Origin of the sequence: Anaeromyxobacter sp. SG17 (genome assembly GCF_022690695.1) — a bacterium.
Taxonomy (GTDB): Bacteria; Myxococcota; Myxococcia; order Myxococcales; family Anaeromyxobacteraceae; genus Anaeromyxobacter; species Anaeromyxobacter soli.
This window is the reverse complement of record NZ_JALCYX010000003.1, coordinates 1-17,932: the sequence shown is the minus strand read 5'-3', so window position 1 is coordinate 17,932 and position 17,932 is coordinate 1. Positions and strand designations below refer to the sequence as shown.

At 73.7% G+C, this 17,932-nt stretch carries 16 protein-coding genes; 9 read left to right on the top strand and 7 right to left on the bottom strand.

Annotated features, from left to right (window positions below):
• Positions 1-15 precede the first annotated feature (15 nt).
• Together MNY60_RS02035 and MNY60_RS02030 are read left to right on the top strand one after the other, a co-directional pair.
• A complete protein-coding gene (locus tag MNY60_RS02035; RefSeq protein WP_242352239.1) occupies positions 16-2,100 on the top strand; it encodes a M13 family metallopeptidase in 2,085 nt (694 codons plus the stop codon).
• Positions 2,101-2,256: 156 nt separating this feature from the next.
• A complete protein-coding gene (locus MNY60_RS02030) occupies positions 2,257-3,168 on the top strand; it encodes a hypothetical protein (RefSeq protein WP_242352237.1) in 912 nt (303 codons plus the stop codon).
• Positions 3,169-3,218: 50 nt separating this feature from the next.
• On the opposite strand, the gene MNY60_RS02025 is transcribed toward MNY60_RS02030, so the two are convergent.
• The 4 genes from MNY60_RS02025 to MNY60_RS02010 form a co-directional block, all read right to left on the bottom strand.
• Positions 3,219-4,586 (bottom strand): glycosyltransferase family 39 protein, encoded by a 1,368-nt coding sequence (locus tag MNY60_RS02025; RefSeq protein WP_242352235.1) that lies wholly within the window; start codon positions 4,584-4,586, stop codon positions 3,219-3,221.
• A gap of 87 nt (positions 4,587-4,673) precedes the next feature.
• Positions 4,674-5,045: a helix-turn-helix transcriptional regulator gene (locus tag MNY60_RS02020; protein WP_242352233.1), complete on the bottom strand. Its 372-nt coding sequence runs from the start codon at positions 5,043-5,045 to the stop codon at positions 4,674-4,676.
• Positions 5,029-5,490, bottom strand: a complete 462-nt coding sequence (locus tag MNY60_RS02015) for an SRPBCC family protein (protein WP_242352231.1) — start codon at positions 5,488-5,490, stop codon at positions 5,029-5,031. Before MNY60_RS02015 ends, MNY60_RS02020 begins: the two co-directional genes overlap by 17 nt.
• Positions 5,491-5,575: 85 nt before the next feature.
• Positions 5,576-6,526 (bottom strand): PAS domain-containing protein, encoded by a 951-nt coding sequence (locus MNY60_RS02010; RefSeq protein WP_242352229.1) that lies wholly within the window; start codon positions 6,524-6,526, stop codon positions 5,576-5,578.
• Between the two features lie 534 nt (positions 6,527-7,060).
• On the opposite strand from MNY60_RS02010, the gene MNY60_RS02005 reads away from it, so the two are divergent.
• The 4 genes from MNY60_RS02005 (at position 7,061) to MNY60_RS01990 (ending at position 9,322) form a co-directional block, all read left to right on the top strand.
• Complete coding sequence (locus tag MNY60_RS02005; RefSeq protein ID WP_242332902.1) at positions 7,061-7,441, top strand: co-chaperone YbbN; 381 nt, start codon at positions 7,061-7,063, stop codon at positions 7,439-7,441.
• 218 nt (positions 7,442-7,659) lie between these two features.
• A complete protein-coding gene (locus MNY60_RS02000) occupies positions 7,660-7,887 on the top strand; it encodes a hypothetical protein (RefSeq protein WP_242332900.1) in 228 nt (75 codons plus the stop codon).
• Positions 7,888-7,933: 46 nt separating this feature from the next.
• Positions 7,934-8,611, top strand: a complete 678-nt coding sequence (locus MNY60_RS01995; RefSeq protein WP_242352227.1) for an HAD family hydrolase — start codon at positions 7,934-7,936, stop codon at positions 8,609-8,611.
• 21 nt (positions 8,612-8,632) lie between these two features.
• Positions 8,633-9,322 (top strand): SDR family oxidoreductase, encoded by a 690-nt coding sequence (locus tag MNY60_RS01990; RefSeq protein ID WP_242332896.1) that lies wholly within the window; start codon positions 8,633-8,635, stop codon positions 9,320-9,322.
• Between the two features lie 106 nt (positions 9,323-9,428).
• Here MNY60_RS01990 and MNY60_RS01985 read toward each other — a convergent pair whose 3' ends face one another.
• Positions 9,429-10,550 (bottom strand): hypothetical protein, encoded by a 1,122-nt coding sequence (locus MNY60_RS01985; protein WP_242352225.1) that lies wholly within the window; start codon positions 10,548-10,550, stop codon positions 9,429-9,431.
• Between the two features lie 59 nt (positions 10,551-10,609).
• Between MNY60_RS01985 and MNY60_RS01980 the strand changes: the two genes are divergently transcribed.
• From MNY60_RS01980 to MNY60_RS01970, 3 genes are all read left to right on the top strand, one after another.
• On the top strand, positions 10,610-12,127 hold the full coding sequence (locus MNY60_RS01980) for a DUF3943 domain-containing protein (protein ID WP_242352223.1): 1,518 nt from the start codon (positions 10,610-10,612) through the stop codon (positions 12,125-12,127).
• Positions 12,128-12,491: 364 nt separating this feature from the next.
• Positions 12,492-13,424 (top strand): IS1595 family transposase, encoded by a 933-nt coding sequence (locus MNY60_RS01975; RefSeq protein WP_242359936.1) that lies wholly within the window; start codon positions 12,492-12,494, stop codon positions 13,422-13,424.
• Positions 13,425-13,766: 342 nt separating this feature from the next.
• On the top strand, positions 13,767-14,975 hold the full coding sequence (locus tag MNY60_RS01970) for an HNH endonuclease (RefSeq protein WP_242332893.1): 1,209 nt from the start codon (positions 13,767-13,769) through the stop codon (positions 14,973-14,975).
• A gap of 81 nt (positions 14,976-15,056) precedes the next feature.
• Here MNY60_RS01970 and MNY60_RS01965 read toward each other — a convergent pair whose 3' ends face one another.
• On the bottom strand, positions 15,057-17,135 hold the full coding sequence (locus MNY60_RS01965; protein WP_242332892.1) for an ATP-binding protein: 2,079 nt from the start codon (positions 17,133-17,135) through the stop codon (positions 15,057-15,059).
• A gap of 160 nt (positions 17,136-17,295) precedes the next feature.
• The coding region (locus MNY60_RS01960; protein ID WP_242359935.1) for a DsbA family protein at positions 17,296-17,932 on the bottom strand (637 nt) is incomplete at its 5' end.

Sequence of the window (17,932 nt, the reverse complement as noted above, 5' to 3'; positions counted from 1 at the left end):
ACCCCGAGGCCGCCCGTGATCCTGCGCACTGCCCTGGTCCTTTCCGTCGCCGCGCTCGCCGCCTGCGCGGGCAAGAAGCCCTCCGCCTCAGGCTCCCCGCCGCAAGCGCAGACGCCGGCCGCGGGGCCGCACGGCGTCGAGCTGGCCGCGATGAACCCTTCGGTGAAGCCAGGCGACGACTTCTACGAGTACGCGAACGGTGGGTTCATGCGCACCGCCGAGATCCCTCCCGATCGCGCGAGCACCGGCGCGTTCCTGCGCGTCTTCGAGACGGTCGAGGCGCGCAACCGCGGGATCGTCGAGGAGGCGGCGCGCGGCGACGCGCCCGCCGGCACGGACGCGCGCAAGATCGGTGATCTCTACGCGAGCTTCATGGACGAGGCCGGCCTCGAGGCGAAGGGCCTCGAGCCGCTCCGCCCCACGCTCGCCCGCATCGCGGCGCTCTCCGACGCGCGCGCGCTCGCCGCCGAGCTCGGCGCGACCGTGCGCGCCGACGTCGACATCTTCAACTGCACGAACCTCACGACCTCGCGCCCGCTGGGCGTCTTCGTCGAGCAGGACCTCGACGAGCCGGCGCGGAACGCCGTCTACCTGGTACAGGGGGGCCTGGGGCTCCCGGACCGCGACTACTACCTCGACGCGTCCCCGCGGTTCGCGGCGCTCCGGGCCCAGTACCGCGCGCACCTCGAGAAGACCTTCGCGCTCGCCGGCCTGTCCGAGCCGGGGAACCGCGCGGAGCGCGTGCTGGCCTTCGAGACCCGGCTCGCGAAGACGCACGGCTCGCGCGAGGAGGCGGGCGACGTGCAGAAGGGCAACCACCCGTGGACGCGGGCCGACCTCGAGCAGCGGGCCCCCGGGATGGACTGGGGCGCGTTCCTCCGCGCGGCCGCGCTCGACGGGCAGCAGCGGTTCATCGCCTGGCAGCCCACCGCGCTCACCGGGCTCGCCGCGCTCGTGAAGAGCGAGCCGCTCTCGACCTGGAAGGACTACCTCACCGTCCGCGCCCTCGATCGCGCCGCGCCGCTCCTCTCCAGGGCCCTGTCGGACGAGGCGTTCGCGTTCTACGGCACGGCGCTCAACGGGACGCCGCAGCAACGCGCGCGCTGGAAGCGCGGGCTCGGGGTCGTGGACGCAGCCCTCGGCGAGGCGGTCGGGCGCATCTACGTGCAGCGCTACTTCCCCCCCGAGGCGAAGGCGGAGATCCAGGGGATGGTGCGGAACCTCCGCGAGGCGTTCGCCCGCCGGATCGACGCGCTCGACTGGATGGCGCCCGCCACGAAGGCGCGCGCGAAGGAGAAGCTGGCGGTGCTCGAGGTCGGGGTGGGGTACCCGGACCGCTGGATCGACTACGGCGGCCTGGAGATCGTGAAGGGCGACCTCCTCGGCGACGTGGAGCGCGCGGAGCTGTTCGAGTACCGCCGCCAGCTCGCGAAGCTCGGCAAGGCGCCCGACCGCGGCGAGTGGTGCATGCTCCCGCACACCGTCAACGCGGTGAACCTCCCGGTGCGGAACGCGCTGAACTTCCCGGCGGGCTTCATGGAGCCGCCCTTCTACGACCGCGGCGCGACGGCCGCCGTGAAGTACGCCTCCATCGGCGCGACCATCGGCCACGAGATCAGCCACAGCTTCGACGACCAGGGCGCGCTCTTCGACGCGCGCGGCAAGCTCGAGAACTGGTGGACCCAGGCCGACCTCGCCCGCTTCCAGGCGGCGGCGCAGAAGCTCGTCACCCAGTACGACGCCTACCGGCCGTTCCCCGACGCCGCCGTCAACGGGAAGCTCACGCTCAGCGAGAACATCGCCGACCTGGCCGGCCTCGCCGCCGCGTACGACGCCTGGCGCGCCTCCCTCGGCGGCGTGGCGACGCCGCGGGTGGGTGGGCTCGACGGCGAGCAGCAGTTCTTCGTCGGTTACGCGCAGACCTGGCAGACGAAGGCGCGCGAGCCGGCGGTGCGCCGGCAGCTCCTCACCGACGGTCACGCGCCCGGCCGCTACCGCTCCCTCACCGTGCGCAACCTCGACCCGTGGTACGCCGCGTTCGACGTGGAGCCCGGGCAGGCGCTCTACCTCGACCGCGCGGCGCGCGTGCAGGTGTGGTAGGGGCCGCCCCTCGCCCGAGCGCCTGGACGGCGGCGGACACCCTCCGCTCCCTGCGAGGAGATCGGTTGCTCGGGGTCCGCCGCGAGGGGGTGACGCGAAGTGGCGTTGCCGCGGCCGCGAGGTTCCGGGACGATCGACGGCGAGGATGGCCGTGGCTTGACGCTCGAAGCCGATGCCGTGGGTGCGGACGCCCTGCCGGGCCGGGTCATCGACCTGTCGCAGGTGCGCCACCCGCATGAGCGCCGCATCCTCCTCCTCTCCGCGGCCGCGAACCTCGCCCTCGTCGCCGGCGCGGTAGCCGCCATCCTCCTCGCGCCGGAGTGGCTCTCCGCGCACCCGCAGGCCGCCCGGCTCGTCCGGCGGGTGCAAGCGGCCGCCGTCCTGGCGCTGCTGCTCGTGCCGGCGCTGGGCTTCCTGCGGCTCGGGCGGTGGATGATGATCCACCTGAACTCGGTCAGGCTCGGGAGCGATCAGCTCCCCGAGCTCCACGCGATCCTGGAGCGGCAGTGCCGGATGCTGGGCATCTCCGCGCCGGCGCTCTACGTCTCGGCGCTGCCGAGCGTGGGGCTCTCCGACGCGCTCGCGCTGCGGCGCGGGACCCGGGCCATCGTCCTCGGGGAGAAGCTCTTCGACGGGGTCCAGGACCTCGCGACGCGCCGGGAGGTCTTCGCGTTCATGATCGGCCACGAGCTGGGGCGGATCACGCTCGGGCACGCGAGCTGGTGGGCCGAGCTCCTCCTCGGATACCTGAAGCGCATCCCCGTGCTGCGCCTGCCGCTCGTCACGGTCCAGACCTACTCGCGCGATCGCGTGGCCGCGCTCCTCGCGCCGGGTTCGCTCGACGCGCTCGCGCTGTCCGCGTCGGGGGGTGAGATCTTCGGGCTCGTGAACGTCCGCGCCTACGTCCGCGACGCGCTCACACCGACCCCGCGGCCCGCGCCCGCTCGCCTCGGGGCGATCCTGAGGAAGGAGCCGCACCTCGCGGACCGGGTGCACGAGCTCCACCGGTACGGCTTCTTCCGGCCGGACGCGGAGCTCGTCGGCGCCGTTCCCGACCCCCGCGCCTGAGCCCGGGAGACGCGGCGGCCGGCGAGGCGCCCTCGCGCTCGCCGCGCCCGTCAGCGCGGGATCGCGTCGAGCGCGCGGAGGATCTCGTAGGTCGTCGGGTCGCCGACCTGCCCCTGCACGAAGACCCGGTCGAAGATCCACAGGTTCGAGGCGGCGACGATCGCGACGACCGCGGCGACCCGCCGGAGCGGCGCCCGCGTGCGCTCCGCCAGCGAGACGACGAACCACGCGGCCAGGAGCGAGGCGAGCACGTCCGTGGCCGCGACGAAGCGAACGCTCTTCGACACGAGCGCGAACGCCGCGAGCGCCAGGGCGGCGAACGCCGCGAGGTGGCGAGCGTCGCGCTCCGCGGGGCCGCGCGACGACACGATCACCGCGCAGGCGCCGACGGCGAGCAGCACGGGCACCGGCGAGAGCACGAGGAGGTCGAGGAGGTACCGGTGGGGCGGCCCGGACTGGTACTGCCGCGCGTACTCGGAGCCGAGCGACGCGACGGCGACGCGCGCCATCTCGAAGAACTGGGTCGCGGAGTGCGTGAGCAGGCAGTAGCCCGCGTAGTAGACGAGCGGTGGGACGAGCAGGAGCGCGGCGTCGAGCGGGCGGCCCCCGCCGCGCCGCTCGCGCGCGAACAGCCACAGCGCGACGAACGCGGGGGCGTAGAGGACGAAGGTCTCCTTCACGGCGAAGGCGAGGGAGGCGGCCGCGATGGCCGCCGCGTAGCGCCCCCACGCCCGCGCCTCGCGCGGAACGTCGAGCACGCGCAGGGCGGTCCAGAGGGACAAAAGGACCGTCGCGCACACGAGCTCGTCCTGCAGGGCGCGACGCCCGAGCCCGAGCTGCAGCGGCGACACGGCGACGAACGCGCCGCCGAGCAGGGCCGCGCGCTCGCCGAGGCGAGCCCGACCGACCGCGTAGGCGAGCAGGACGACGAGCACCCCCGACAGCGTGGAGAGCCAGGCCAGGCTGCGGTGGGAGCAGTCAGGCTGGGCCTTGCAGATCGTCGCCCCGATCCCGTACCAGCCCCAGCGGAGGAAGCTCGGGAACTTCCACGCCCCGGGCTGGGAGAGGTACTCCGACGCGAGCACGGGGTACCGCTCGAGCAAGGACGGGGCGAGCGCCCTCGCGGTCTCGAGGTAGTGCGTCTCGTCGGCGGGCGAGAACGTCGTGACGTCGTTCCACGCCACCCGCAGCGCCGCCGCCACCACGACGACGGCGAGCAGGGCGAAGCGATGCGCGCGCCGCCGTGTCGAAGGGGCGCCTGCGGGAGCGTCGGACGCGTCCTCCGCGACGCGGAGCATCGAGGCAGGTGCCGCCGCGGACCGCGAGCGGGCGCGCGCCTCCGCGCCGCGCGACGGCACGTGGACGACGTCCGACGGGGCCTCGCCCAGCACGCTGCGCCGATCTCTCACGTCCGCCATGTCGCACGGCTTTCGCCGGGTGTCCACGAAAGCCAGTCGGGCCCCGCTCGCGTTCGAAGGAGGGTGCCCGCTAGGGGCCGCAGGGTCTCAGGGCTCCTCCTCCACCGCCGCCCGCAGCCGCTCGAGCGCCTCGTCCCAGCGGCGCGAGATCTGCTCGAGCGCGCGGCGCGCCTCGTCGAGGCGGCGGGGCTCGATCTCCCAGCGCCGCTCGCGGCCCGGGCCCCCCTCACCGCGCCGCACGAGGCCCGCGCCGGCGAGGACCTCGAGGTGCTTCGCGATGGCCTGGCGCGAGATGGCGGCGCCCTCGGCGAGGCGCGCGGTGGAGAGCGGTCCGGCGGCGCAGAGCCGCGCCACCAGGGCGAGGCGGGTCTCGTCGCCGAGCGCCGCGAACATCGGCGCGGCGTGGGCGGCGGCAGCGCGGACGGCGCCTCGCCCCGCGCCGCTAGGCCCCGGAGACATGGCGCGCGATGTTCTTCATCTGCTCGGCCCAGCCGCCCTCGTTCATCCGGAACGCCTCGGCGCGGCGCGCGAGCGGGAGCTCGTCGAACCCCGACTCGACCACGGTGAGCCGGGTCCCCTCGGGCGCCTCCTCCAGCGTGAAGGTCACGAGCGTGGAGGGCTCCTTCGAGTAGTCCGCCCCCGCGTCGACGGGCGCCGGGTGCCAGCGCCAGGACAGGAGCCGCTCCGGCTCCATCCGCTCCACGGTCGCCTCGAAGACGAGGTGCTCGTAGCCGGGGTACGTGATCCGCCCGCGCGTCACCGACCCCGGCGCGAAGCCGGTCTCCAGCTTCACCCCGAACCAGCTGCCGAACTCCCGCGGGTCGACGAGCGCTCGCCAGACCCGCGCGCGGGGTGCCCGCAGGAGGACCTGCTTCTCGATGCGATCCGTGCTCGTCGTGGCCATGTGCAACCTCCAGGTTGCAGGTGTAGCCACGCGCGCCGCGGGATGCAACCTCTCGGTTGCGCCCGGCCGACGGGGACCGCGCGCGTCAGGCCGCCTCCTCGAGCAGGCGGCGCTGCCCGGTGAGCCGCTGGATCGGGGCCACGTCCTGGACCGTCTCGAGGCAGCCGAGGTAGCGGCCCGCCTCGTCGCGCACCGGCCAGTAGCGGATGTGGACCTTGCGCGGGCCCATGTCGATCCAGAACTCGGCCACCTCGCGCCGGCCGGCCTTGAAGTCGGCCAGGATCTTCTCCACGAGGTGCACGCTCTTCTGCGGATGGCAGTTGCGGACGTTCGTCCCGATGGCGCCGCGGCTGCGCGGGAAGATCTTCTCGCCCCGCTCGTGGCTGAAGTAGCGGACCCGGTCCTCCTCGTCGATGAACGACAGCTCGACCGGCAGCGTGTTGAGGATCGCGGCGAGGACGTCGCGGTCGAGGCCGTACGAGAGGTCCTCGAGCTCGACGGCGCGCACGATCTCGTCGGCCATGCGGTGATAGCGCCGGCGCGTGTCGGGGCCGAGCCCGGCCTCCACCGCCTCGATGGCCGCGACGATGCCGGCCTGCGTCTCCCCGTCCAGCATGCGCGCCGCGAGCGGGTAGAGGATGTCGTTCTCCTTCCAGAAGTGGTCCTTGCAGAGCGCGGCGTAGGCTCCGAAGACCTCCCGCAGCTCGCCGAGCCGCGCCCGGTCGCCCGCCACGAACGCGGCGGCGGCGGCGTCGAGCCGCTCCACCAGCGACTTCGCCTGCCGGTGCTCGGCCAGCATCACGGCGAGCGGGCCTCCCTCGACCGGCATGCCGGCCCGCTCGAGGAGCGGGAACACGGTCCGCTCCTCCTTCTGGTTGTGGCAGCGATCGACGTAGCCGACGAGGTACTCGCGCAGGTTGGCGACGAGCCCCGGCGTCGGGCCCTCCGGCGCCGCGAGGGCCTTCTCGGCCGCCGAGAAGACGCGCTCGGTGGTCTCGTGGTCGGTCATCAGCAGCTCGCGCCAGGTCTGGCTCATGGGGGCTCCGGTGAGAGGGGAGGGTGGGGTGGGCGAGTCGCCGGCGCCGGCCGGCGTGCCCTCGTGGCGCCGTACGAGAGCAAGGACCCGGCCAGCGTCGAGCGCCGCGGACCTCCTCCGCATTTTCCCCTCGGCAGCCGCCGCGACACCCAGCAGCCGTTGAGCGCGCAACGCCATCTCGGTGCGCGGCGCCAGGGTTGCGGCGCGGAACCTCCAGGCCGAGGGTCCGCCCGTAGAACTCCCTGGCCTTCTGAAGGTCGTCCACCGAGAACCCCGAGAATGCCTTCGTGCTCCTGAACATGCGCGTTCCTCCCCGGCTCCCATGTCGAACGACGGGGGCCGGATCGACGCGGTGACGCCCGCGTCTCCCTCGAGGACACGGCGGACCTCGCGTGCGCCCGTTCGGACGGCCGAACCGCCGGTGCGCCGTGGGGCTCGAACCCAAGCGACGACGTCGTCGTGTCCCACCGCAGCGGGGAGGTAGGCCCGAGCGCGGGGGACGGGGCCGGCGGCTTTCACAGGCAGGGAGACCGAATGGGACTGCTCTCGCGGATCTTCGGACCGAGCGCGTCGAAGGTGCAGCCGGTCCACCTCACGGACGGAAACTTCGCCGCGGAGGTCCTCCGGTCCGACGTGCCCGTGGTGGTCGACTTCTGGTCGCCCGGCTGCGGCCCTTGCCAGCGGCTCGAGCCCGTCATCATGGAGCTGGCGAGCGCATACGAGGGGCGCGTGAAGGTCGCCGAGCTGAACGCCGCGGAGGCGGGCCGGACGACCGCGCGTCACGGTGTGATGGGCACGCCCACCGTGATCTTCTTCAAGCGAGGTCGCGAGGTGGACCGCGTCGTCGGGTTCGTCGGCAGCCGGTACCTTCGCGAGGTCGTCGACCACGAGCTGCTCGCCCTTCCCGCGCCGTGAGGCGCGGCCGGGCGCCAGGCCGGGGTCTCTCCAGCCGTGCAACCGCGGAAGTGGAGACGCGGGGGTCCTCCGATCTTTTCCAGCGGCCCGACCGCCGCGCGGAGACGGGGCCCCGCTAAGAGGCGGCGGCGCGGGACGGTGCTCCTCTATCACCCCCTCGGAAAGGCGAAGGAGCTGCACGCCGCGGGGCTCGACCGCTGCGCGAGCGCGGACGCGACATGGACGTGAAGGTGGACAGCCATGCGGGGTATCGCGGCGAGGAGGCGCCGCGAAGGCTCGACCTCGGCGGTCGGCATGTCGAGGTGGTCGAGATCATCGACCGCTGGCTCGGCCCCGACCACCGCTACTTCAAGCTCCGGGGCGACGACGGAGCGGTCTACCTCCTGCGCCACGACGAGGCGGCGGACCGCTGGGAGCTGAGGATGTTCGAGCGCGCCGGCGCGTGAGCGCGACGCCTTCGGCGCAGGCCGGTGCACGGGAACGGAGACGACGATGCTCCATCCGCAGACGTCCTTCCTCTTCGACCTCGACGGGACGCTCGTCGACAGCGTCTACCAGCACGTGCTCGCCTGGCGCGAGGCGCTCGAGTCGGAGGGGATCGAGCTCTCCGTGTGGAGGATCCACCGCCGGATCGGCATGAGCGGCGGGCTGTTCACGAACATGCTCCTGCGCGAGACGGGCGTGGAGCTGTCCGGCGAGCGCATCGAGCGGCTGCAGCGCCTGCACGGCGAGGCGTACCGGCGGCGGCTCGCCGACGTTCGCCCGCTGCCCGGGGCGCGCGAGCTGCTCGCGGCGCTCGACGCGGCGCGGATCCCGTGGGCGATCGCGACGAGCGGCCGGATGGAATCGGCCGGACCGGTGATCGCCTCCCTGGGGGTCGACGCGGAGCGCGTGCCGATCGTCACGCGGGACCAGGTCAGGCACGCGAAGCCCGATCCCGACCTCTTCCTGGCAGCGGCGCAGCGGCTCGGGGTTCCCATCGGCTCGGCGTCGGTGGTGGGTGATGCGGTCTGGGACATGCTCGCCGCCCAGCGGGCGCGCGCGCTGGGGATCGGCCTGCTGTCCGGCGGCTACGGCGAGGGAGAGCTCGAGCGCGCCGGCGCGTACCGGGTGTTCGAGGATCCGGCGGACCTCCTCGAGCACCTCGACGAGGTGGGCGGCCGCCGCTGACGAGGAGCAGGGGAGGTGCGAATGGCCGAAGCTCCCGTCGCGGTCGTCAGCGGGGCGAACCGCGGGCTGGGCCTGGAGGTGAGCCTGCAGCTCGCCGACCGCGGCTTCGACGTCGTGATGGGCGTGCGCGAGCTGCGGAAGGGCGAGGCGGCGGCGCGAGGTCGCAAGGCGCTCCACCCCGCGATCCTCGACGTCGCCGATCCGGAGTCCCCGGCCCGGCTCGCCGCGGAGGTCCGCGCCGCCTTCGGGCGCTGCGACGTGCTCGTCAACAACGCCGGAATCCACTACGACACCGGAGACCACGCCTGGAGCCCCGACTGGCGGGTGGTCCGCGAGGCCTTCGAGACGAACCTCTTCGGCGCCTGGCGCCTCGCCGAGGCGCTCCTGCCGCTCATGCTCGAGCGTGGACGCGGACGCATCGTGAACGTGTCGAGCGAGGCAGGCTCGCTCGCCTCGATGGGCTCGGACACCCCCGCCTACTCCACCTCCAAGGCCGCCCTCAACGCGCTGACGCGCGTCCTCGCCGCCGAGCTGGCCGGCACCGGCATCCTCGTGAACGCGGTCTGTCCGGGCTGGGTGGCGACCGACATGGGCGGGGCCGGCGGCAGGCCCATCCCCGAGGGCGCGCGCGGGATCGTCTGGGCGGCGACGCTCCCGGACGATGGCCCGACGGGCGGGTTCTTCAGGGACGGGCGGCCGCTGCCGTGGTGAGGCGGGTCGCCGGCGACAAGTGCTTCCGCCCTCGTGAGCACCGCCTGGGCGATGCGCAGTCTGCCGGAATCCTGAACAGCCCTGTCGGATTCGCGGACACGCGTCGTCATGGCGCCCCCGGCTCCGCCACGAACCCGACCATCCACGCGTCGAGGCGCTCCTCGAAGCGGATGTTGAGCGGGTCGCGGCCCTGCTGGCGCCGCAGGAACAGTCCGAGGCCCAGGCTCCGCGGCGCGCGAGCCAGCAAGGTCACCTCGGCCGCCAGATCGCCGAACGCAGGCCGCGCGACCGTGCCGAGGTGGCGCGAGCCGGCGAGGCCCAGGCGGAGGCCGAGCTCCGAGTGCGCGGCGACGAGCGGCAGCGCCCGCGTCAGGTGCCACAGGGCGGGCAGCTCGAGCTCCGCCGACGCCCGCCCTACGACCGCGCCGTACCGGCGGCGCATCTGCGCGGGCATGCACGCCCCGAGCCCGCAGGGCACGTTCCACTCCGCCGAGGAGCGGGCGGAGAGGATCGCCCGGCCGCGTCCAGCGCCGAGCTGCCGGAGGCCGCCGACCGCTGCGCCGAGGTAGTTCGTCGTGAAGCTCCCCGCGGAGAGGTCGAGCCGCTCGCTCGGCGGATCCGTCAGCGGAACGCAGTCGAAGTCGCCCTTTCCGGTGCGGAGGTGATCCGTGAGGGCGCAGCCTTGCTGCCCGTTGGAGCGGTGCCCCACGGAGAGCTCGAGGGCGGCGAGCGTGCGCGGGCCCCGGGGTGCCGCCCCCGCGTCCTCGGGTCGGGCGGCCGCGAAGATCTGGAGCTTGGCGCGCGGCTCGTAAGTGGGCGTGCGGACGGGCGTGGAGTCCTCGCGCAGGAGCCGGAACATCCCCAGGAACGACATCGAGAGCGAGGTCGTGACCCCGCCCGACTCCTGCAGGCCCGGATCCTCGAGCCCGTTCCAGAGCACGAGGTGCAGGGCGGGATCGGCCTCGAAGGCCTGGCGCCGGTCGGTCGTGAGCGACACGTACGACCGCTCCAGGAACGGGACCCGCTCGTCCGCGCGCGGCAGGTGAGCCGCGCAGCCGCTCGAGGCGACGAGCGCGGCGGCGGCGCAGGCGGCCGCGCCGGCCCGGCCGCCGGGCCTGGTTCGCGCCGCGGGTCGCTGCCTCGGGTTCGCTCGCGACGCGCCGAGGTCGTCGCGGACGCCCCGTGGCGGCGTCCTGGCCGATGCACGGAGATCCGACACCTGGAGCACGCCACGCGCGTCTGCACGGGCCGTTCCGCTCGGCCGTCCGCTTGCAGGGAGCGCCCTCGATGGCGCCGCGCCGATCCTCGCCGAAGGCCTCCTTCCTCCTGCTCCTCCTCCTCGCCGCCGCCCCGGTCCGCGGTGCGGCGGACGCGCCGCCGCACGAGCGCCGGGTGGAGTACGCCGCGCCCGCCGCGACCCGCAGCGCTCCGGACGCGAAGAGATCCGAGCGACGGGCCGAGTACGCCGCTCGCGAGGCGGACCTGCAGCTCCTCCCGCCATCGTCGATCACGGCGGCCCCCGGGCTCGAGCGGCCGGAGCGCTCCGGCGACGGCGCTCGCCGCTTCGTGCTCCCCGCCGCCGAGGCGCTCGGCGTCCACGCCGTCATGGTGAGCTGGAACCGCTGGGTGGGCGCGGCTCCCTGGGGCGACGTCTCCGCCGACTCGATCGGCCGCAACCTGCGCAGCCGGTGGGTGCTCGACGACGATCAGTTCTGGGTGAACCAGTTCGGTCATCCGTACCAGGGCACGTGGGCGTTCACCGCGGCGCGCTCCACGGGGCTCGGCTTCTGGCAGTCCGCGTCCTACGCGTTCGCGGCGAGCGCGCTCTGGGAGATCGCGGGGGAGACGGAGCGGCCCGCGAGGAACGATCAGATCACGACCCCCGTGGCGGGCATGGTGCTCGGGGAGGTCCTGACGCGCTTCTCGGACGCGCTGCGGGCGGAGGGCGGAGCCTGGCGCGACGCCGCCGCGAGCGTGCTCTCGCCCATGTCGGCGGTGAACCGGCGGCTGTACGTCGCGACCACGCCCATGGAGGCGCCGTCCTCGCGGTGGGAGCTCTCCCTGTCGGCGGCGTCGGGGGCGGACCGCGAGGAAGCGTGGCACGGGCGGGCGGGCCTCGACTTCACGTGGGGGCTCCCCGGCGACCCGGACCTCGAGCTCGCGCGGCCGTTCGACCACTTCGTGCTCGAGGCGGCGTACGGCTTCTCCGCGGATCCGGACGCGACGGTGCGCGGCCGCGGGCTCCTCGCCGGTGCCGTGCTGGAGCCCACGCGCGCGGTGCGCGGGCTGTGGGGACTCTTCCTGTCCTTCGATCTCGACACGCCCGGACCGTACCGCGTCTCGACGAGCGCGATCGGGGTGGGCGCGAGCGGTCGCGCCGACCTCGGCGGAGACTGGGCGCTCGAGGCGGACCTCCACGGCGGGGCGGTGCTGCTCGGCGCCGCCGGATCCGTCGCGCGCGCGCCGGACGGCACGGGGCGGGACTACCTGATGGGCCCCGGCGCGCAGTCGCTGCTCGACGTCGCCCTGCTCGCCGGCACGCGCGCGCGCGCAGGCCTGACCCTCCGCCAGTACCTCGTGCTGGGCGAGGGCGAGCCGGGCGGGACGGCGCTCCTGCTCGAGGCGCGCGCGGGGGCGACGCTGCGCATCGTGGGCGCCAGCGCGATCGCCGTGGAGGTGACCCGTCGCGCCCGGCGGGTGCAGGACGCGACGTTCCACGCGGACTCTGCCGTGCAGCTCTCGTACGTGCTGCTCGGCGGCCCGTCGCCCCGCTTCTCGGCCGAGGCGATCCCCGAGGAACCTTGATGATGACAGGGGTTGCTCGCTTGGGGTTGAGCCGCTCCCCCGATGAACGCGCCAGAGGCGGCGAAGCAGCCGGACGTCACGTCGGGGCGTGACCGGCTGGGCGCGGCGCGGGCGTGAATTTGCGCGGGTGCATGCGAGCGACGCGCATCCACAGCTCGTGCGGGCGCACGGACCGGAGCGTCTCGGGAGCTCGCTAGCGTTCACCTACAGCGACCGCTATCGCCAGCGGTTGCTTATCCGGTTGTCTAGGCAAACCCCAAGCGGTAGCGTCTCCCGTCATGCCGCCTGACGCGGCGCGGGAGGTCGTACGCCGCAGCCGCCACCGAAGCACCGTTCACCCGAGTCGTTGCGAGACTTCGCGCGCATGTTCCCCAACGAGGAGGCGTGCGTCAGGTACCTCTTCGCCCTGCGCTGGCCGGACGGCAATCCCTGCGCGAAGGGCTGTCGCCGCGAGTTCGCGCTGTACCACGGCGGTCGGGTGATCTTCTGCAAGACGTGCCGACAGAACATTTCGCTCACGGCCGGCACGATCATGCACCGCTCGCACACGGATCTCCTGACGTGGTTCTACGGTGCCTTCCTCGTCACCACGCTGACGCCCGGGATCTCAGCCACCCAGTTCCAGAAGCAGCTCGGCATCAAGCGCTACGAGACGGCCTTCCAGATCCTCCACAAGCTCCGCGCCGCGATGGTGAACCCCGACCGCGAGCCGCTGAAGGGCGTGGTCGAGGTGGACGAGACGTATATTGGCGGGGTGAAGCCGGGCGCCAAGGGTGGGCGCGGCATGAAGGGTAAGACCCTCGTGATCGGCGCCGTCGAGCAGCGCCCGTCGAAGGACAAGCGACGCAGCGCGTCCGCGGGGCGCGTTCGCTTCCGCGTGATCGAGTCGGCAACGACGAAGGAGCTCACCGAGTTCGTCGAGGACCACGTCGAGAAGGACTCGAGCGTGCTCACGGACAACTGGCAGGGCTACCTGCGCCTCGCGAGCCTGGGCTACGAGCACGTCCCGACCGTGGTCGGTCACCGGCAGAACGCCTCCCACATGCTGCCGCTCATTCACTTGGCGTTTGCCAACCTGAAGACGTGGCTACAAGGGACGCACCACGGTCGCGTCGAGCGTCAGCACTTGCAGGCGTACTTGAACGAGTTCGCGTTCCGGCACAACCGCCGGTTCTGGCGCTTCTCGGCGTTCCAGACCGTGCTCCGGCTCGGCATGAACCAGGGCCCGCAGGAGTATGGAGTCCTCTACACCGCAGATGAGTACGGCCGGAACGTCCACGCCGCCGGGCTCCGGTGACTGTCAGACACCGCCGATTGGGGGCTGCTCAGCCAACCGGATATGCACTCGCCAGCGATAGTTCCTCAGGACGTCGCAGCGTCGCTCGCGCCCAGGGAGAGCGTCCCGGTTGCGGTGGGTGAAACTTTCCCATTGACGCCATCTCGCCACGATCGCGCTCGGGCGTACGGGTCGGCGCGGAAGGGCCGCTCTCGCGCACGCGCCTGGCGCGTGTCACGTGCGCCGACCGCCGAAAGGCATCGACGAGGGTGAAGCGAAGAACGCCGCGCAGGCGCGAGCCTGGAGCGTCTCCGGAGCTCCGGAAATCGCGTGTTACGAAGGGTGTACTGGAGGTGCAACCCCATGTCCGCGCTCGCCCCCGCTTCTCTCGAGTCCAATGTCCTCGCCCTGCGCCTGCGCGAGCTCGCCGGAGAGGAACGAAACGTCCAGGTCGACTTCCTCCTGCACCTCGACGAATTCGATCGGCGCCGCGCGTTCGTGGAGGCCGGCTATTCGTCGCTGTGGAGCTACTGCCTCGAGGCGCTCCACCTGCGCGAGGGCGCCGCCGGAAGGCGCATCCAGGCGATGCGAGTGCTGCGCCGGTTCCCGACGCTGGAAGCTCCGCTGCGCGATGGGCGCCTCTGCTTGTCCACCGTGGCGCTCCTCGGCCAGGTGCTCACCGAGGAGAACCTGAACGACCTTCTCGCCCGCGCCGCCTATCGGACCCGGGCCGAGGTCGAGCACCTCGTCGTGTCCGTGCAGGCGCGCACCGCTCCGCGCACGGGCCTCCGGACGCTGCCCGAGCGCGCGCCCGCCGCGGCGAGCACAGCGCTGGCCCTCCCGGCGTCCAATGGTGGGGCCGAGCGGGCGGAGGCGTCGAGCTCGCCCGGAACTGCGGAGACCCTCGATCCGAGCCCGAATGCCGGCCGGCTCCCACCGCCTGACGCCACCCTCGAGAAGCCAAAGCGACGGGCCGAGACCCTCCCCGTCTCGGACGACCACTGGTCGCTCCGCGTCACCCTCGGCCGCGCCTGTAAGGAGGACCTCGAGACGCTCCGGTCACTCCTGTCGCACAAGGTCCCGGACGGCGACCTCGCGGCGGTGCTCCACGAAGCGATCCGCTGCGCCATCGACAAGCACGGCAAGCGCAAGGGCGCGGTCACGCCGCAGCGCAAGACGAAGGACGCGAAAGAGGACGCGAAGCAGGGCACGAAGCAGACTGCGGCGAAGCCGGCGGTGGCGAGGTCCACGATCCCGGCGATAGTGCGCCGCGCGGTGTGGAGCCGCGACGGCGGGCGCTGCGCCTGGGTCGGTCCGGACGGCTGCCGCTGCAATAGCCGCTGGAAGCTCGAGCTCGATCACATCCAACCCGCGGCCCTCGCCGGACCGTCGACGATCGACAACCTTCGGCTCGCCTGCCGAGCCCACAATCTGCTTCACGCAGAGAGGAGCTTCGGGCGCGAGCACATGGATCGCTTCCGCCGCGACGCGGGCGAAGGGCCGACGCCGCTCTCGCGCGCTGACGTGGCGCCCCTCCGTCCCGGGATGCAGCTGGGCATGTGGGCCCCGTGATTCTGCGGCGGCTCACGGAGCGGGCCGAGCCTTCTGTGGACGGAGGACGGGTTCGCGGCCTTCGCGGAGGGAGGGTCGGTCTCACGCCCCGCGCCGGTCCCCTTCCATCGCCCACCGCGACGCTCCGACCTCCGGGGCTGCGCCGGCGCCCGGCGCCCTGGGAGCGCGCTCCGGCTCCGCGACCTCGGCTTCGGGCGCCAGCGGGATCGTGAACCGCAGCGTCGCTCCGGCGCCGGGCCTGCTGACGACCCACAGCCGTCCGCCGTGCGCCTCGATGATCCCGCGGGCGATCGAGAGGCCGAGGCCCGTGCCCGTGTAGCGAACCGAGGGATCGCGCCAGTACCGGTCGAAGATGCGCGCCTGGTGCTCGAGGGGGATCCCCGGTCCGCGGTCGCTCACGGAGAACACCACCGTGCCGGGCAGCGCGCGGGACCGCAGCCGGACCGACGCGCCGCGCGCGCTCACCTTCACCGCGTTCGAGAGCAGGTTCACGAGGACCTGCTGGAGGCGGTCGCGGTCGCCCCACACGCGCGGCGGGTCGACGGCGAGGTCGAGCTCGAGGCGCACGCCGAGCTGCTCCGCGAGCGGCCGGATCGCGTCCACGGCGTCGTCCACGGGCCCCGCCGGGCAGATCGCGGTGCGCAGGATCGAGAGCCGCCCCGCGTCGATCGACGCGAGGTCGACGAGATCGCCGATGAGGCGGTTCATGCGGTTGCACACGCGCTCGATGGACTGGGAAGCCTTCCGGGCGGGGGTGCCGGGCGCGGTGCTCCCGGCGGCGACGCTCGCGGCCATCCGGATGGCCGAGAGCGGGTTCCTGAGATCGTGCGACACGATGGCGAGGGTGTCGTCGCGGGCGCGGATGGCGTCCTGCGCCTGCTGGTAGAGCCGGGCGTTGTCGATCGCGAGCGCGCACCGGCGCGCCAGCTCCGTGGCGACGCCGAGATCCTCCGCGTCGAACCGCCTGCTCGAGCCCGCGATGCCGAAGTCCATGGTCCCGAGCACCCGGTCGCGCGCGCGGAGCGGGACGGACATGAAGGACCGGACGCCCACCCTCCGGAGCAGCTCCTCGCGTGCGCGAGCCGTCGAGCCGTCGTGGTCGGAGAGGTTGTCCACCTCGCGGATGAGCTCGGGTGCGCTCGTCCGGACCTCGATCCCGAACCCGTCCTCCGCCAGCGGAGCGACGGGAGTGCGGCGCAGGATCTCGTACCCCTCGTGCGCGCGCGCCGGATCGAGCGCCTCCACCGCGACCCGACCGGCGGCGCCGCATTCGCCGGCGAGGACCACCGCGCACCAGTCGCCGAGGTGCGGGAGGGCGACGCGCGCCGACCGGGCGAGCGTCTCGTCGAAGCCGAGCGAGCTCGCGAGCTGCTCGGTCGCGATCGCGAGGAACCGCTCCCGCTTGGCGGCGCGCCGCTCCTCCGTGATGTCCTGGAACGCGATGGCGGCGCCGACGATCCTGCCGCCGCGGGTGATGGGCGCGGAGCTGTAGCGCACCGGGAAGCAGGAGCCGTCCTTGCGCGTGAGCGTGTCGTCGGCGCCGCGGTGCGGCTGGCCGGTGGCCATCACGTTCAGCAGCCGGCACGTCTTCCCCGAGCAGGTCCCCTCGATGCGGTTGCAGCGGAGCGCCGCCTTCATCTCGAGGCCGACGAGCTCCTTGCTCCGGTACCCGAGCATGCGCTCCGCGGCCGCGTTCAGGTACGTGATGCGGCCGTCCCGCCCGATGGCGTACACGCCCTCGTCCACGGCGCGCGTCACCGCGCGCAGCGACTCGAGCCGCGCGCGCACCCGCCGCGCCCCCTCGCGACGCAGGCCGACGGCGGCGCGGAGCGAGGCGCGCGCCGAGCCGCTCGTGCGGACGATGAGGGCGCCCACCAGCGCGAAGAGCACGAAGTGCAGCGCCTCGCCGCGATCGAGCGTGGGCGCCACCAAGGCGGTGAACCAGCCCACGACGAGGACGATGACGAGCACCCCGGGGCCCGCGCCGCAGGTCGCGGTGCTCACCGCGACTGCCCCCAGCGCGAGCACCGTCAGCGTGTGCGGGAACACCGGCGAGAGCACGAGCGTGAGCCCGATCGCGGCGGTGGCCAGCGTGACGGCGAGCCCGTAGCGGGCGACGACCGTGTCGCTGCGCAACCGCTCACCGATGCGTCGAAGCACGTCCAAGGGAGTCCAGGGGGACACCGTCGTCCCCTGTTCCAATCCGCCGCGGAGCGCCGTTGTTCCCACACCGACGCCGATCGCGCACGCGCGCCCACCGAGGCGGGCGCTCGGCGCGGCGGTCGTCCACGAAGCTCCGGTCCCGCGCTCCCTCGGCGCCTCAGCGCTCGGCGGCGCGGGCGCGAGGCTGGGCGGCCGGGGGCGCGCTCCAGAGCTCCCGCGGGAGCTCGCCCGCGTAGACCTTGCCGCCCACGACGTACGACGGCGTCGCGCGCACGCCGGCGCGCATCGCGTCCGCGACGTCGCGGGAGAGCCGGGCCTCCGTCGCGGGCGACACGAGGCACGCCTCGAACGCGGGGAGGTCGAGCCCGAGGCGAGCCGCGAGGGTCGCCACCGGCGCCTTGTCCTGCTGGTTCTTGAACAGCGCGTCGTCCATCTGCTCGAAGCGGCCCCGCGCCTCGGCGCAGATCGCGGCGCGCGCGAGGGAGCACGCCGACGGATGGATGGAGCGCTTCAGGGCGGGGTTGCACGCGGCGTCGAGGGGGAAGTGCCGGCGGACGATCTCCAGGTCCGGCCTCGCCGCGCGGAGGAGCGCGAGCTGCTCGTGGGCGCGCGCGCAGAACGGGCACTCGTAGTCGCTGAACTCGACGATGACGCGGTCGCCGGGGGCCGGAGCCGCCGCCGGGCTCGGGGTCGGGGTCCCCGGCGCGCCGGCGCGCGCGGCGGGAGGCGCGGGCGCCACGGACGCGTAGCGCGGGTATGCGGCCCGCGCGCCCGCGACGGCGGCGAGGAGCACG